Raw genomic sequence first — 15,286 nt, forward strand, 5'->3', positions numbered from 1 at the left:
GTCCATGGTGTGGCGGGCTGGTTCGCGGCCGCCGCTTTCTGGAGACCGCGAAGCGCCGCCGCCATCGGCGCACTTCGCTCCTGCCCCCGCCGTGGGGCCGTGATGGCTATGAATTCGGAAACCGCTGTACTGGATAGCCCCGCCCTGCGCCGGCGCGATTGGCAAATCATCCTGCTGATAGGCGTGGCGCACTCGTCTTCCCATTTCTTCCAGCTGGTCCTGCCCTCGCTGTATGTGTCGCTGGGCACGGAGTTCGGACTGGATTTTGCCCGGCTGGGCCTGCTGGTGTCGGTGTTCTACGTGGTCTCCGGCCTCGGGCAGGCATCCTCGGGCTTTGTCGTCGACCGCATCGGCGCGCGGCCCGTGCTGTGGTTCGGACTGGCCTGCTTCGTCCTGTCGGCGGTGCTGATCGGCGCGGTCAGCGGCTATGCCATGCTGATGCTGGCGGCGGCCATCGGCGGTATCGGCAATTCGGTGTTCCATCCGGCCGACTATTCCATCATCAACCATCGCGTCAGCCCGCCGCGGCTGGGCCATGCGTTCAGCCTGCACGGCCTGACCGGCAATCTGGGCTGGGCCTTGACGCCGGTTTTCATCACCACCATCACGCTGCTGGCCAGTTGGCGCGTGGCGGCGTTTTCGGCCGCCGCGCTGGTGGCCGTGGTACTGCTGATGACGGTGATCGGCCGCGACCTGCTGGGCGGCGCCGCGCCGGCCGAGGCGGGCGGCAAGAGCGCCGCGCGGCCGGCCGCGCAGGAAAGCGTCTGGCAGACGCTGGCGGCCCTGCTGGCCCGGCCGGCGCTGTGGGGCGCCTTCCTGTTCTTCGCCTGCACCTCGATCGCGCTGTCGTCGGTGCAGAACTACACCATCCCGCTGCTGGGCCAGCTCTACGATCTGTCCAAGGTGGCGGCCAGCTCGGCGCTGTCGGGCTATATGGTGGCGTCCGCGCTGGGCATGGCCGCCGGCGGCTTCCTGGTTTCGGCCAACCCCCGCACCGAGCTGACGGTGACCGCCGCGCTGATCATGGCGGGGCTGACGCTGGTCGTGCTGGCCATGGGCTGGGTGCCGGCCGGGTGGGCGGCGCTGGTGGTCGGATTGGCCGGGTTCTGTTCGGGCGTGGCGGCGCCGTCGCGCGACATGTTGATCCGCCGGGTCACGCCCAAGGGCGCGACCGGCTCGGTGTACGGGCTGGTGTATTCCGGCATGGACGTCGGGTCGGCCCTGGGGCCGCTGGGTTTCGGCCTGCTGCTCGATGCCGGCATGGCGCATGGCCCGTGGGTCGGCGCCGGCGTGGCGTTCGCCGCCGCCGCCCTGCTGGCGCAATGGATCGCGATGCAGGCGCGCCGCACCGCCTGAACGCGGCTACTGGCGCGCCGTGCGGACGTCGGCCGGCGGCGCGCTTTCGAAGTTGCTGCGCCACGGATTGATGTCCAGCCCGCCGCGTCGCGTGTAGCGCGCGTAGACGGTGAGCTGGCGCGGCTGGCAGGCGCGCATGATGTCGCCGAAGATGCGTTCCACGCAATGCTCGTGGAATTCCGCATGTTGGCGAAACGACACCACATACTTCAGCAGCGCCGCGCGGTCGATCGGCCGGCCGCGGTAGCGCACCTGCAGGCTGGCCCAGTCGGGCTGGCCGGTGACCGGGCAGTTCGACTTCAGCAGGCGCGTGGCCAGCGTTTCCTCCACCTCGTCGCCGGGCGCGCATTGCAGCAATTGCGGCGCCGGCTCGTAGGTGTCGATCTCGATGTCCAGCTTGTCTATATAGATGCCGTCCAGTTCGGCCATGTTCAATTCGCCAAAGCGCTGCGGGCTGATGAACTTCAGCCCCACGGGCGCGCCGGCGGCGGCGGCCAGGTCGCGTTCCAGGCGGTCGCGCAGCGCCTGCGCATTCGGCAGCCGCGTCTGGTTGAACGAATTCAGGTACAGCTTGAACGACTTGGATTCGACGATGTTGGGACTGTCGGCGGGAAAGCTGAAGGTGGCCATGGCCACGCGCGGCTTGCCCCGCGCGTCCAGCCACGAGAGCTCGTAGGCATTCCAGAGGTCGACGCCGGTAAAGGGCAGGGTGGCGCCCAGCTGCAGGCTCGCGCGGTTGGTCGCGCGCGGGATGGGAAACAGCAGGCCGGGGTCGTACTGCGAGGGGTAGGCGACGTGTTGGCCCAGCGGGGCGTTGGACAGCGACATGGAAACCGGATCCGCGTAAGCAATGATGCCCGCATTGTAGGCGCTTCCACGGCCCGTTTTTTTTGCAATGTGAAAAGCCGACTCCGTCATATGAAAGTGCGTGTTGCGCGGCAATGCGATGGCATTTCACAGGCAACAATTGCGTTTCGCAATCCGAAATTAAAAATATAACCACTTGATTTTCAAGATATAAAATTTTTGTCTTATATAAGATATAAGCCCGCATTGCCCTGCAGCAAAGGCATAGACTCTCTCCAACGATTCGCGCTTTGAAAACCGCCGGATCAACGCCTTTCCAAACCTGAGCAGGAGCACACCATGAGCAATCGCGAAACCGAAATCCGCAACTTGCAGAAAGACTGGGCCGAGAACACCCGCTGGCAGGGCATCAAGCGCGCCTACAGCGCCGAGGATGTGATCCGCCTGCGCGGCTCGGTGGCCGTCGAGCATTCGCTGGCGCGCCGCGGCGCGACCCGCTTGTGGGATTCGTTGCATAGCGAGCCCTTCGTCAATTCGCTGGGCGCGTTGACCGGCAACCAGGCCATGCAGCAGGTCAAGGCCGGCCTGAAGGCCATCTACCTGTCCGGCTGGCAGGTGGCCGGCGACGCCAACCTGGCCGGCGAGATGTACCCGGACCAGTCGCTGTACCCCGCCAACTCGGTGCCGCAGGTGGTGCGCCGGATCAACAACGCCCTGGCGCGTTGCGACCAGATCCAGTGGATGGAAGGCAAGAACCCGGGCGACCAGGACTACATCGATTACTACGCGCCCATCGTGGCCGATGCCGAGGCCGGTTTCGGCGGCGTGCTCAACGCCTTCGAACTGATGAAGGCCATGATCGAGGCGGGCGCGGCCGGCGTGCACTTCGAAGACCAGCTGGCTTCGGTGAAGAAGTGCGGCCACATGGGCGGCAAGGTGCTGGTGCCGACCCGCGAGGCCGTGTCCAAGCTGGTCTCGGCCCGCCTGGCCGCCGACGTGATGGGCACGCCCACCATCCTGCTGGCCCGCACCGACGCCGACGCGGCCGACCTGGTGACCAGCGACGTGGATGAGAACGATCGCCCGTTCATCACCGGCGAGCGCACGGTGGAAGGCTTCTTCCGCACCCGCGCCGGCCTGGACCAGGCGATTTCGCGCGGCCTGGCCTACGCGCCGTATGCCGACCTGATCTGGTGCGAAACCTCCACGCCCAACCTGGAGTATGCGCGCAAGTTCGCCGAGGCCGTCCATCGCCAGTTCCCGGGCAAGCTGCTGGCGTACAACTGCTCGCCCTCGTTCAACTGGAAGAAGAACCTGGACGACGGCACGATCGCCAAGTTCCAGCGCGAACTCGGTGCGATGGGCTACAAGTTCCAGTTCATCACGCTGGCCGGTTTCCACGCGCTGAACTACGGCATGTTCGAACTGGCTCACGGTTACGCGCGCCGCCAGATGAGCGCTTTCGTGGAGCTGCAGCAGAAGGAATTCGCCGCCGCCGAGCTGGGCTTTACCGCGGTCAAGCACCAGCGCGAAGTCGGCACCGGCTACTTCGACGCCGTGACCCAGACGATCGAAGGCGGCCAGTCCTCGACCACGGCCCTGACCGGCTCGACCGAGGAAGCGCAGTTCGAGCACGGCGGGCAGGCCGTCAAGGCGGCGTGATTTTCCGGCGCCCGTCCCCGGCATGGGGACGGGCGCCAGCAAGTGTAGTTGCAGGGTGGATTTGGGGCGTCCTCGGACGCCCCCTTTTTTTGCCGCCGGGCCGCCCCAAGGCAAAAAAGCCCCCTCGGGGGGCAAAGCGACGGGGTGCCTGTCCCCGCCGGGACAGGCACCCCGTCCCGCTGGCCTGCCAAGACGGTATCTGTCCCCGCCGGGACAGGCGCCTGGAATCTGCGCGTGTCGTCAGCGGGTGCCAGTCCCCCTGCGGGGACAGCACCGCGCGCATCGGGACAGGACCGGGCGCGCGGATGGCTCCGGGGCGGGCCGTGCGCACTTTATGCTAATGTCTGACGCCTCTTTTCCTGCATGGCGTGCTTCATGGCCCTGGTTCTGGCCCGTTTCGGGTTTGGTTTCTGCATGCTGCTGGCGGCGCTGGTGCTGCTGGCGGCGGCGACGCTGCTGGCTACCCGGCTGGTAGGGTGGGCCGTGCGCGCTTTCGCGCTGGAGCGTTCGCAGGCGCTGGCCAGCGGCGTGGCGATCTTCATCCTCGTGGCGCTGGCCCTGTGGGGCTGCCATGCGGTGGGCGAGGTCCTGTATGGCGCCATCGGCGCCACGGCCCTGGTGGGCGGCGCGCCCCATTGGCTGGCGGGCAACAGCCACGTGTCGGCCGCGGCCTTGATGGGCGCCACCACGGCGGCGGCCATGCTGGCCGGCGGCCCGGCTTTCTGGCGCTGGCTGCGCGCCCGGCGCGCCGCCGCGGCCGAGCAGCCGGCGCCCCGCAAGGCGGCGCCGCCCAAGGGGGCGAAGCCGGCCGCCCGCGCCGCCAAGGCCGCTGCCAAGACGCAGATCGCCCCGCGCGGCCAGCGCATTCCCTGGCTGGGCTGGACGGCTTTCTTCCTGTTGTTCATCGGCGCGGCCGTGCTGGCGTTCGCCTATATCGTCGCGCCCATCGAAGCCGGCGCCAGCGGGCTGCGGCTGGAACATGCCACGCGGGCCCGGCCGGTATACCTGGCCGGCCTGACCCTGCTGGGCGGCGGGGCGTTCTTCCTGCTGGCCTGGCTGAGCCGGCGGCGTCTGCCAGGCGATTGAGGGCGCGGCGCTACGAGCCGCCCAGCCCGGCGGCCAGCCGGAACGCGACCGGGATCAGCAGCGAGGCCAGGATGACTTGCAGCCCCAGCGCCAGGCCGGCGTAGGCGCCGGCGTCGGCGTTGACCTGGATGGCGCGCGCCGCGCCGATGCCGTGCGACACCGTGCCCAGCGCGAACCCCCGGTCGGCCCAATCCTGCCGGCCGCGCACCGCGCCAAGAAGATCGAACAGGTATTTGCCGGTCAGCGCGCCCACCAGCCCGGTCAGCGCGGCGAACACGGCCGACAGCGCGGGGATGCCGCCCAGGGTTTCGGACAGGCCCATGGCCACGGGCGCGGTGACCGACTTGGGAGCCAGCGACAGGATGATGTCGCGCGGCAGGCCGACGGCCCAGCCCAGCAGCACCGCGCTGGCGCAGGCCACCGCGCCGCCGAACAGGGCGGCCCACAGCAGCCGGGCCCAGCGGCGGCGCAGCTCGGCGCGCCGCATCCACAAGGGCCAGGCCAGCGCCACCACCGCCGGGCCGAGCAGGAAGTGGATGAACTGGGCGCCGGCGAAATAGGTGGGGTAGGGTACGCCGAAGGCCAGCAGGCCGGCGGCCAGCACCACCATGCTCCATAGCACCGGATTGGCCAGCGGCACCTGGCCCAGGCGCAGGTACATCGCGTGCGCCGAAAGATAGACCGTGAGGGTGGCGGTCAGGCCGAACAGCGGGGTGGACGAGAGGTAGATCCAGAGGTTGACGAAATCAGGCATCGTCGGTCTCCGGCGCTGCGCTCCTGCCCACGCGCAGCGCCCAGTATGTGGCCGCCATGCCGGCCAGCGTCGACAGCGCGATCACGGCCGCCATGCGCAGGCCGTACTCGGCGAGCAGCGCGATATGGGTCATGACGCCCACGCCGACCGGCACGAACAGCAGCGACAGGTGCGACAGCAGGAACTGCGCCGCCAGCGCCACCGGCTCGCGCACCAGCGGCCAGCGCAGCGCCACCAGCAGCAGCAACATGCCGGTCACCGGGCCGGGAATGGGAAAGTGCAGCAGGCGCGAGCAGGCTTCGCCCAGCGCCTGCAGGGCCAGCAGCCAGGTGAATCCGGTCAGGGCCTGCATGCCGGTGTCTCCTGGGTATCGGGCCAGCGGCGCGCCAGGCAGTCGGCCAGCGGCGGGATGCGCGCCGCCCAGGCCTCGACCGCCTCGGCGTCGACGCGCGCCAGGCGAGGGATCTGCGCCAGCACCGGCACGCCGCCGAAATGCTCGATGGCATGGCGGTTGCCTGCGGAGGGTTCGCCCAGCATGATCACGCCCAGCACGGGCAGCCTGCGCTCGCGCAGGGCATGCAGGCTGAGCAGGGTGTGGTTGATGGTGCCCAGCCCGCTGCGCGCGGCCAGCACCACGGGCATGCCCAGGCGGGCAATGAGGTCGATCATCATGTGGCGCTCGTCGATGGGCACGTACAGGCCGCCGGCGCCTTCGACCACCAAGGGGCCGTCGACCTGCGGCGGCGCGATGGCTGCCGCATCGAGCGTGACGCCCTCGAGCGGCGCGGCCGCCCAGGGCGACAGCGGCGCCTGCAGGACATGGGCCGGCGGGTGCAGGCGGGCCGGCTCCAGCCCGGCCAGCGCGGCCACGGTTTCGGTATCGCCAGGTTCTTCGGCCACGCCCGTTTGCAGCGGCTTCCAGTAGTGGGCTCGCCAGGCGCGCGCGAGGATGGCCGAGACCAGGGTCTTGCCGACGCCGGTATCGGTGCCGGTGACGAACACGCCCGGGGCCTGCTTGCGCCACAGGCCGTAGGCTAGGTCGTAGGTCACGTGGTTTCCTTGTCGATCGAATTGGGCCAGCACGCGCCGGAAGGCGGCGGGCGACAGCGGCGCGTGGCCGGCGGCCGGCGCGCTCGCGCCGATCGCCTTGAGGCTGCGCACGAAGTGCAGCGCATCGGGGTGGCGCTGGCGGTAAGCCTCCCGCGTTATCCCGCCGCGCAGGCCGGCCAGGGTGCGGCCGATGCGCTCGGCCGGCGGATAGGCGGGGGTGGCCGCATGCAGGCCGTGGGCCTGGTGGGCGGCGCGCCATTCGCTGAAAGTGTGTTCGGCCAGCGTCGCGATGGCGAGCAGGCCGCCGGGCGCCAGCAGCCCGGCCAGCCGCGCCAGGCCCGCGTCCAGGTCGCCGAACCATTGGACGGCCAGGCTGGAGCAGATCAGGTCGTAGCCGCCGGGCAGGCCGGCGGGGTGCTCGCCGTCGACCAGCTGGTGGCGCACCCGCCCGGCCGGCGGCGGCCCCGCCTGCTGCGCGGCCAGCATGGCCGGCGCGATATCGGTGATGGTCCAGTCGGCACGCCCCAGCCGGCGCGCCAGCGCGCGCGTCAGCAGCCCGGTGCCGCAGCCGATTTCCAGGATGCGGGGTTCGGCGGGCAGGGGCAGGGCGGCGATACGCTCGGCCAGTTGCTCGGCGGCGTGGCGCTGTACCTCGGCATGGGTTTCGTAGCGGGCCGCGGCGCGGTCGAAGCGCTGGCCTATCGTGGGTGTGGAACGCGTGCTCATGCGGGCAGGCCGGCGAGAAAGGCGCGTATCCGGCCGGCGCACCAGTCGGGGTCCGAGGTGGGCAGCAGGTGGCCGCCGCCGTCGCGCCAGCGCAGTCCGGCGCATGCGCCGAACTGCGCCCGGGTCAGGGCGGGCGCAACGATGGGGTCGGCGGTGCCGGCCAGGGCCAGCAGCGGCAGCCGGCTGGCGGCCAGGGCCTGGCGCTCGTCGGCCTCGCGCAGGCGGCGCAGGTCGTGCCGCAAGGGTTCGGGCCGGGGCGTGCCCGCGTGCGGCGCGCTGCCGGCGCGGCGCCGGAAGTCATCCACCACGGCGGCGGGGTCGAGCTCCAGGCGCGCCAGCATGCGCTCGAGCAGCCGGGGCGCCACCCCGGGCGGGTAATCGGCGCCGCCGGCAAAGCGCGCGAAGCCGTTGATGGCGATGTAGGCGATGCAGCCCGGCGCAGGAGACTGCAGGATTTTCAGAAAGCCGAGCGAATGGCCGATCGCCACCACGGGCGCGCCGTCCGGGGGCGGTTCGACGGCAGGGCCGAAATAGCCGGCGTCGGCGGCCTGCTGGGGCCAGTCGGCCAGCGCGGCGCGCAACGGCGCCCAGACGCCGGCGTCGTGGGCCCAGCCATGTTCGAAGCGCAGCAGCGGGCGGGGCGCGCTCATGCCGCCTGCCGCACGGCGCGCCAGCCGGCGGCCAGGGCCTCGATCAACTGGTCCAGCTCGGTCTCGCCGTGCGCGGCGCTCAGGGCGATGCGCAAGCGGCTGGTGCCGGCCGGCACCGTGGGCGGGCGGATCGCCACCGCCAGCAGGCCGCGCCGCTCCAGCTCGGCGGCCAGGGCCAGCGCATGGCCGGCGTCGCCGACGATGGCCGGCACGATCTGGGTCGAGGATGCGCCGCAATCGATGCCCTGCGCGGCCAGGCTGGCGCGCAGGCGTTCGCCGTGGCCCAGCAGGGCGGCGCGCGCCTGGTCCAGCCGGGGCACCAGGTCCAGCGCCGCGTCGATGGCGCCCAGCACGGCCGGCGGCAGCGCGGTGGTGTAGATGAAGCCGGAGCAGGCATTGACCAGGTAGTCGCACAGCGCCCGCGAGCCGGCCACGTAGGCGCCGAAGCTGCCCAGGCCCTTGCTGAAGGTGCCCATGGCCAGATCGACGCCGCCAGGCGCCAGGCCCGCCAGTCCCATGCCGCGCGGCCCCAGCACGCCGGTCGCGTGCGCTTCGTCCAGGTACAGGAAGGTATGGTGGCGTGCCGCCAGCGCGGCCAGCGCCGGCACGTCGGCGCGGTCGCCATCCATGCTGAAGACGCTCTCGGTCACGATGAAGCGCGCGCCCGGGGCGCCGGCCCGTTCGGCCAGCAGGTGTTCCAGGTGCGCCAGGTCGTTATGGCGGAAGCGGATCTGGCGCACGCCGGCGGCCTGGCAGCCATGGTGCAGGCTGGCGTGGTTGAGCCGGTCGGTGTAGACCTGCGGCTCGCCCTGCGCGGCCGCGGCCTTGAACAGGGCCGGCAGCACCGCGGCGTTGGCCTGCCAGCCGCTGGCCAGCAGCAAGGCGGCCTCGGTGCCTTTCAGGCGCGCCAGCTTGGCTTCGACCTGTTCGTGCAGGTCCAGGTTGCCGCATACCAGCCGCGAGGCCTGCGCGCCGGCGCCGTGCCGGGTGGCCCACAGGCTGGCGCGCTCGGCCAGCAGCGGGTGGCGCGCCAGCCCCAGGTAGTCGTTGCTGGAGAAGTTGACCAGGGTGCGGCCATCGAGGGCCAGCCGGCCCGGCGGCGCGGCGGTGGCGCGGCGCAGGCGGCGCCGCACCTGGCGCTGCGCGGCCTGCTCCAGGGCGGCGGTGAACAGGGAATCCAGCTTGGACATAGACACGACCCGGCTTGTCGGACAGGGCCAGGCGCGCCTGGCCGTAGAATGCCGAGCATTGTAGTGGAGCGGCCGGCGCCGCTCCCGGTTTCCGGAAACGAGCATGTCTGACACCACGCCTGCCTGGATGGCCCAGGGCTATCCCCATATCTGGCTGCCCTATGCGCAGATGAAGACCGCCGCGCCGCCGCTGCCGGTGGTGCGCAGCCACGGCAGCCTGCTGGAGCTGGCCGACGGACGCACGCTGATCGACGGCGTGGCCTCGTGGTGGACGGCCTGCCATGGCTACAACCACCCTCATATCGCCCAGGCGGTGCGCGAGCAGCTGGACCGCATGCCGCATGTGATGTTCGGCGGCCTGGCGCACGAGCCGGCGCTGAACCTGGCCAGCCGCCTGAGCGCGCTGCTGGGACCGGGGCTGGAACGCGTCTTCTACACCGATTCGGGTTCGGTGGCGGTGGAGGTGGCCATGAAAATGGCCGTGCAGTTCTGGCTCAACCAGGGCGAGCGCGGCCGCACGCGCTTCGTGGCGTTTCGCGGCGGCTACCATGGCGATACCTTCGGCACCATGGCGGTGTGCGACCCGGACGAGGGGATGCACGCCATGTTCCGCGGCCTGTTGCCCGAGCACGACGTGCTGGCGCTGCCGCGCGACGAGGCGGCGCTGGCGGCCCTGCAGGCGCACCTGGAGCGCCATGCCGGGCGGATCGCCGGCATGCTGGTCGAACCCCTGGTGCAGGGCGCCGGCGGCATGCTGCTGCACGATCCGCAGGTGCTCGCGCGGTTGCGCGAACTGGCCGACCGATACGGCATCCTGTTGATTTTCGACGAGATCTTCACCGGCTTCGGACGCACGGGCACGATGTTCGCCTTCGAGCAGGCCGGGGTGCGGCCCGACATCATCACCCTGTCCAAGGCGCTGACCGGCGGGACGCTGCCGCTGGCGGCCACGGTGGCCAGCGCGCGCGTCTTCGAGGGGTTCTGGTCCGACGACCCCGGCCATGCGCTGATGCACGGCCCGACCTTCATGGGCTGCGCGCTGGCCTGCGCGGCGGCCAACGCCTCGCTCGACCTGTTCGAGCGCGAGCCGCGGCTGCGCCAGGTGGCGGCGCTGGAGCAGGCGCTGCGCGCCGGGCTGGAGCCCTGCCGCGACCTGCCCTGGGTGCGCGATGTGCGGGTGCTGGGCGCCATCGGCGTGATCGAACTCGACGGCATCGGCGCGCGCGACGACCTCAGGCGCCGCCTGGTCGACGCCGGGGTGTGGGTGCGGCCTTTTGGCAACATCGTGTACCTGACGCCGGCCTTCACCATTGCCGAGGACGAATTGCAGGCGCTGCTGGCGGCGGTGCGGCAGGTCGTGGCCGAACGCCGCCCCTAGCCAGGCGCGCCGGCTTGATCTGCATCAAGGGCGGGCAGGAGCAGGGCGGGCTACCATCCCTCCCATGCGACCAACCTCTATTCTCGCCGTGCCCGCGGACCTGCCGGGCGCCGACCGGCAGGCGCGCCGCCATGCGCTGGTGCGCCTGGGCGTGGCGTGGCTGGCGATGATGCAGGTCATGATGTTCGCCTGGCCGGGCTATGTGCGCAACGACGGCATCCCCGCCGACGCGCTGGCCACGCTGGACTGGGCCATCGTGCTGATGAACTGGGCCGCCTTGCTGATGACGGTGCCGGTGGTGCTGTATTGCGCCTGGCCGATCTGGCGCGGCGCCGCCAGCGGGCTGCGGCGCGGCCGCGCCGGCATGGACGCGCCGGTGGCGCTGGGCATCGTGGCGGCCTTCGTGCCCAGCGTGCATGCCACCTGGACGGGCCGTGGCGAGGTGTATTTCGATTCGGTCACCATGTTCGTGGCCTTCCTGCTGACCGCGCGCTACCTGGAGCTGTGCGCCCGCCAGGCCTGCGGCGCTTCCGCGCTGGCCACGCCGCTGGTGCGGCGCCTGCACCAGGCCGGCGGCGAACTGGGCGCGGCGGCCGACCGCCTGGCCACGCGCTTCGTGTTCGTCCAGGTGGCGCTGGCGCTGGCCGCCGGGGCGGCCTGGACGCAGATCGACGCCGCGCACGCGGTGCCGGTCATGGTGGCGCTGCTGGTCATGAGCTGTCCGTGCGCCATGTCGATGGCCGTGCCTTCGGCCATGGCGTGCGCGCATTCGGCGCTGCTGGCGCGGCCCGAGGCCACCGCGGCGTAAGGCGACGCCCTGCTGGCCGCGGCCGCGCGGGTGGCGCGCCAGAACCTGTACGGGTCGCTGGCCTGGCACCTGCTCATGACCCCGCTGGCGCTGGCCGGCTGGGTGGCGCCCTGGCTGGCGGCCATCACCATGCTGCTGTCTTCGCTGGCGGTGGTCGGCAATGCATGGCGCCTGCGGCGCCATCGATGGGACGCCGCGCCCGCCGCCGCCGTGGCGCAACCCGCGCCATGAGTATTCTCTATCTGCTGTTGCCGCTGTCGCTGGCTTTCGTGCTGGCGATCGGCGTGGCGTTGTGGTGGGCCGTGTTCAGCGGCCAGTACGACGACACCGAGGACCAGGGCGCCGCGATATTGCGCGATAACGACAACTGAGCGCCGCGCGGGTCCCGGAAACAGGCGGAACGAAGGCCGCTTGACGCAAATCAAGGCGTCCCGGCGCACGGGGCCGCATCATCCATCCTGGAGAAACACAGTCTTTTCTTTTGGGGGATGGCTGATGAACGATTGCAGCGCAATCGCAAGCAAGGCCGAGACGTTCAACTACAAGGTCGTGCGGCAATTCGCCATCATGACTGTGGTGTGGGGCATCGTCGGCATGGCCGTGGGCGTATTGATTGCCGCCCAGTTGATATGGCCGCAACTGAATTTCGACACCGCCTGGCTGAGCTACGGGCGCCTGCGGCCGCTGCACACCAACGCAGTGATCTTCGCCTTCGGCGGCAGCGCCCTGTTCGCCACCTCGTATTACGTGGTGCAGCGCACCTGTCAGGCGCGGCTGTTCTGCGACAAGCTGGCCGCCTTCACGTTCTGGGGCTGGCAGGCGGTGATCGTGGCGGCCGCCATCACCCTGCCCATGGGCTTTACCAGCAGCAAGGAATACGCCGAGCTGGAGTGGCCCATCGACATCCTGATCACGCTGGTGTGGGTGGCCTACGCGGTGGTGTTCTTCGGCACCATCGTCAAGCGCCGCTCCAGGCACATCTACGTGGCCAACTGGTTCTTCGGCTCGTACATCCTGACCATCGCCATCCTGCACATCTTCAACAACATCGAGATGCCGGTGACGCTGTGGAAGTCGTACTCCGCCTATGCCGGCGTGCAGGACGCCATGGTGCAGTGGTGGTACGGCCACAATGCCGTGGGCTTCTTCCTGACCACCAGCTTCCTCGGCATGATGTATTACTTCGTGCCCAAGCAGGCCGGCCGTCCGATCTATTCGTACCGCCTGTCCATCGTGCACTTCTGGGCGCTGGCGTTCACCTACATGTGGGCCGGCCCCCACCACCTGCTGTATACCTCGCTGCCCGACTGGACCCAGTCGCTGGGCATGACGTTCTCGCTGATCCTGCTGGCGCCGTCGTGGGGCGGCATGATCAACGGCATCATGACGCTGCAGGGCGCCTGGCACAAGCTGCGCACCGATCCGATCCTGAAGTTCCTGGTGACCGCGCTGTCGTTCTACGGCATGTCCACCTTCGAGGGATCGATGATGTCGATCCGCACGGTCAACTCGCTGTCGCACTACACCGACTGGACCATCGGCCACGTGCACTCCGGCGCGCTGGGCTGGGTGGCGATGATCACCTTCGGTTCGCTGTACTACCTGATCCCGCGTCTGTACGGCCGCCAGCAGATGCACAGCGTGCGCGCCATGGAGCTGCATTTCTGGGTCGCCACCATCGGCGTGGTGCTGTACATCGCCGCCATGTGGATCGCCGGCGTGCAGCAAGGCCTGATGTGGCGCGACACCGCCGCCGACGGCACGCTGGTCTACAGCTTCGTCGAGGAACTCAAGACGCGCGTGCCGTACTACGTGATTCGCCTGGCCGGCGGCATCCTGTACCTGGGCGGCGTGTTCGTCATGGCCTGGAACGTCTGGATGACCGTGCGCGGCGCGCGCGCCGTCAACCCGGCGATTCCGCTGGAAAACGATAACCGCGCGACGGCGCCCGCGGGCGTGCCGGCGGCCGTCCCGGCAGTCTGAGGAGCATCTCGTGGCACAGAAACAACATGGCTTTTTCTCCCACCAGACGCTGGAGAAGAACATCGGCCTGATGATCATCGCCAGCATCCTGGTGGTGTCCGTCGCCGGGCTGGTGCAGATCATCCCGCTGTTCTTCCAGCACTCGACCACCCAGGCCATGCCCGGGGTGGAGCCCTACGAACCGCTGCAACTGATGGGGCGCGACGTGTACATCCGCGAAGGCTGCGTGGGCTGCCACTCCCAGCAGGTGCGCACCCTGCAGGCTGAGGTGCAGCGCTACGGCCCGTACTCGGTGGCGGGGGAGTCGGTGTTCGACCATCCCTTCCTGTGGGGATCCAAGCGCACCGGACCCGACCTGGCGCGCGTGGGCGAGCGCTATTCCGACGAATGGCACCGCATCCACCTGCGCGATCCGCGCGCCGTGGTGCCCGAGTCCAACATGCCCGCCTATCCGTGGCTGCAGCATGCCGACCTGACCGGCCAGAACGTGGCCCAGCGCATGCAGGCGCTGCGCAGGCTGGGCGTGCCGTACACCGACGAGGCCATCGCGGCGGCGCCGGCGGCCATCGCCGGCAAGACCGAAGAGGACGCCCTGGTGGCCTATCTGCAGGCGCTGGGCGTGGGCGCGCGGCGCGGCGCCGCCAGCGAGCCGCAGCGCGCGGCGGGAGGCTGATCATGATGGGTTATCTGAGCGCGCTGATAACGGTTCTTTCGATGGGAACGTTTCTTGGCATCGTATGGTGGGCCTGGTCGAGCCACCGCCAGAGCGCCAATCGCGAATCGGCCTTGCTGCCGTTCGCCTTGCCCGACGAGGACGGGCACGCACAACAGGATGGAGCAATGCAGCCATGAGCGATTTCGTCAACGGCTTCTGGAGCTATTTCATAGGCATCATTGCCATCGGCGGCATTGTCTGGTGCGTCTGGCTGCTGTATTCGCAGCGGCGCTGGCTGAGCACCAGGCCGGCCGGCGGGGTGGTCGAGGACACCGGCCACGTCTGGGACGGTGACCTGACCGAGCTGAACAATCCGGTGCCGCGCTGGTGGACCTGGATGTACCTGCTGACCTGCGTGTTCGCGCTGGGCTACCTGGTGCTGTTTCCGGGCGTGGGCTCGTACCAGGGCACCCTGGGCTACACCTCGGTCGGCGAGGTCAAGCAGAAGCAGGCCGAGCTGGCCGAGCGCGTCAAGCCGGTGTACGAACGCTTCGGTGGCATGACGCCGGAGCAGCTGGTCGCCGACGCGCCGGCGCGCGAGATCGGCCAGCGGCTGTTTCTCAACACCTGTGCGCAATGCCACGGTTCGGACGCCAAGGGCAGCACCAGCTTCCCCAACCTGACCGACGGCGACTGGCTGTACGGCGGTACGCCGGAGATCATCGCCGAAACCATTGCCAAGGGGCGCCATGGGGTGATGCCGCCCTGGAAAGGCGTGATCGATCCCAGGATGGCTGGCGATATCGCCCACTACGTGCGCTCGCTGTCCGGCCTGGCGGTCGATCCGGTGCGGGTGTTTCGCGGCAAGCGCGAGTTCGCCAACTACTGCGTGGCCTGCCACGGGGTGGACGCCAAGGGCAACCAGGCGCTGGGCGCGCCCAACCTGACCGACGATGTGTGGCTGTACGGTAGTTCCGAGGCGTCCATCGTGCGCACCATCCTGGACGGCCGCGACAACCGCATGCCGGCGCACGAGGAAGTGCTGACGCCCGAGCAGATCAAACTGCTGTCGGCCTGGGTGTGGGGCCTGTCGAACCAGGCGCCGGCCAAGGCGGCCGAGGCGGCGCGATGAGCGCGCGCCGGTGCGCCGGCTGGCCGTCGGCCGGCGGCCGCGCCGGCGG

At 70.0% G+C, this 15,286-nt stretch carries 15 protein-coding genes and 1 pseudogene; 10 read left to right on the top strand and 6 right to left on the bottom strand.

Annotated features, from left to right (window positions below):
• The first annotated feature begins 102 nt into the window (after positions 1–102).
• A complete protein-coding gene (locus tag LK409_RS06795) occupies positions 103–1,356 on the top strand; it encodes an MFS transporter (protein WP_076879807.1) in 1,254 nt (417 codons plus the stop codon).
• Between the two features lie 6 nt (positions 1,357–1,362).
• On the opposite strand, the gene queF is transcribed toward LK409_RS06795, so the two are convergent.
• On the bottom strand, positions 1,363–2,184 hold the full coding sequence (gene queF, locus LK409_RS06800; protein WP_010928197.1) for an NADPH-dependent 7-cyano-7-deazaguanine reductase QueF: 822 nt from the start codon (positions 2,182–2,184) through the stop codon (positions 1,363–1,365).
• 318 nt (positions 2,185–2,502) lie between these two features.
• On the opposite strand from queF, the gene aceA reads away from it, so the two are divergent.
• Both aceA and LK409_RS06810 read left to right on the top strand, forming a co-directional pair.
• Entirely contained in the window at positions 2,503–3,825 is a 1,323-nt protein-coding gene (gene aceA, locus LK409_RS06805) for an isocitrate lyase (RefSeq protein WP_003810362.1), read from the top strand.
• A 375-nt stretch (positions 3,826–4,200) separates the two neighbouring features.
• Positions 4,201–4,911 (top strand): hypothetical protein, encoded by a 711-nt coding sequence (locus tag LK409_RS06810; RefSeq protein ID WP_041937168.1) that lies wholly within the window; start codon positions 4,201–4,203, stop codon positions 4,909–4,911.
• Positions 4,912–4,921: 10 nt separating this feature from the next.
• Here LK409_RS06810 and LK409_RS06815 read toward each other — a convergent pair whose 3' ends face one another.
• From LK409_RS06815 to bioF, 5 genes are read right to left on the bottom strand one after another with little or no spacing between them, the layout of a single operon-like run.
• Positions 4,922–5,665 (bottom strand): LrgB family protein, encoded by a 744-nt coding sequence (locus LK409_RS06815; protein ID WP_010926792.1) that lies wholly within the window; start codon positions 5,663–5,665, stop codon positions 4,922–4,924.
• Positions 5,658–6,017 (bottom strand): CidA/LrgA family protein, encoded by a 360-nt coding sequence (locus LK409_RS06820; RefSeq protein ID WP_003810367.1) that lies wholly within the window; start codon positions 6,015–6,017, stop codon positions 5,658–5,660. The genes LK409_RS06815 and LK409_RS06820 overlap by 8 nt, the downstream gene beginning before the upstream one ends.
• Positions 6,005–7,441 carry a dethiobiotin synthase gene (gene bioD / locus LK409_RS06825; RefSeq protein ID WP_010928199.1) on the bottom strand — a complete coding sequence of 479 codons (1,437 nt, stop codon included), beginning with the start codon at positions 7,439–7,441 and terminating at the stop codon, positions 6,005–6,007. The genes LK409_RS06820 and bioD overlap by 13 nt, the downstream gene beginning before the upstream one ends.
• Positions 7,438–8,091: an alpha/beta fold hydrolase gene (locus LK409_RS06830; RefSeq protein ID WP_010928200.1), complete on the bottom strand. Its 654-nt coding sequence runs from the start codon at positions 8,089–8,091 to the stop codon at positions 7,438–7,440. Before LK409_RS06830 ends, bioD begins: the two co-directional genes overlap by 4 nt.
• The gene (gene bioF / locus LK409_RS06835; RefSeq protein WP_010928201.1) at positions 8,088–9,281 is read right to left on the bottom strand and encodes an 8-amino-7-oxononanoate synthase; all 1,194 of its coding nucleotides are present in this window, start codon (positions 9,279–9,281) and stop codon (positions 8,088–8,090) included. The genes LK409_RS06830 and bioF overlap by 4 nt, the downstream gene beginning before the upstream one ends.
• A gap of 103 nt (positions 9,282–9,384) precedes the next feature.
• Here bioF and LK409_RS06840 point away from each other — a divergent pair, with 103 nt between their 5' ends.
• From LK409_RS06840 to ccoP, 7 genes and pseudogenes are all read left to right on the top strand, one after another.
• Entirely contained in the window at positions 9,385–10,659 is a 1,275-nt protein-coding gene (locus LK409_RS06840; RefSeq protein WP_010928202.1) for an adenosylmethionine--8-amino-7-oxononanoate transaminase, read from the top strand.
• A gap of 64 nt (positions 10,660–10,723) precedes the next feature.
• Positions 10,724–11,698, top strand: a pseudogene (locus tag LK409_RS06845) (P-type ATPase).
• Entirely contained in the window at positions 11,695–11,838 is a 144-nt protein-coding gene (gene ccoS, locus LK409_RS06850; protein ID WP_003810379.1) for a cbb3-type cytochrome oxidase assembly protein CcoS, read from the top strand. The pseudogene LK409_RS06845 and the gene ccoS overlap by 4 nt, the downstream one beginning before the upstream one ends.
• Positions 11,839–11,962: 124 nt before the next feature.
• Entirely contained in the window at positions 11,963–13,450 is a 1,488-nt protein-coding gene (ccoN, locus tag LK409_RS06855; RefSeq protein ID WP_041937169.1) for a cytochrome-c oxidase, cbb3-type subunit I, read from the top strand.
• A gap of 10 nt (positions 13,451–13,460) precedes the next feature.
• On the top strand, positions 13,461–14,123 hold the full coding sequence (gene ccoO, locus LK409_RS06860; RefSeq protein WP_003810383.1) for a cytochrome-c oxidase, cbb3-type subunit II: 663 nt from the start codon (positions 13,461–13,463) through the stop codon (positions 14,121–14,123).
• A 2-nt stretch (positions 14,124–14,125) separates the two neighbouring features.
• The gene (locus tag LK409_RS06865) at positions 14,126–14,302 is read left to right on the top strand and encodes a cbb3-type cytochrome oxidase subunit 3 (protein WP_003810384.1); all 177 of its coding nucleotides are present in this window, start codon (positions 14,126–14,128) and stop codon (positions 14,300–14,302) included.
• On the top strand, positions 14,299–15,237 hold the full coding sequence (gene ccoP, locus LK409_RS06870; protein ID WP_003810386.1) for a cytochrome-c oxidase, cbb3-type subunit III: 939 nt from the start codon (positions 14,299–14,301) through the stop codon (positions 15,235–15,237). Before LK409_RS06865 ends, ccoP begins: the two co-directional genes overlap by 4 nt.
• Positions 15,238–15,286: the final 49 nt, after the last annotated feature.

The sequence above is a fragment of the Bordetella parapertussis genome (genome assembly GCF_020735925.1).
GTDB classification, from domain to species: domain Bacteria; phylum Pseudomonadota; class Gammaproteobacteria; order Burkholderiales; family Burkholderiaceae_B; genus Bordetella; species Bordetella pertussis.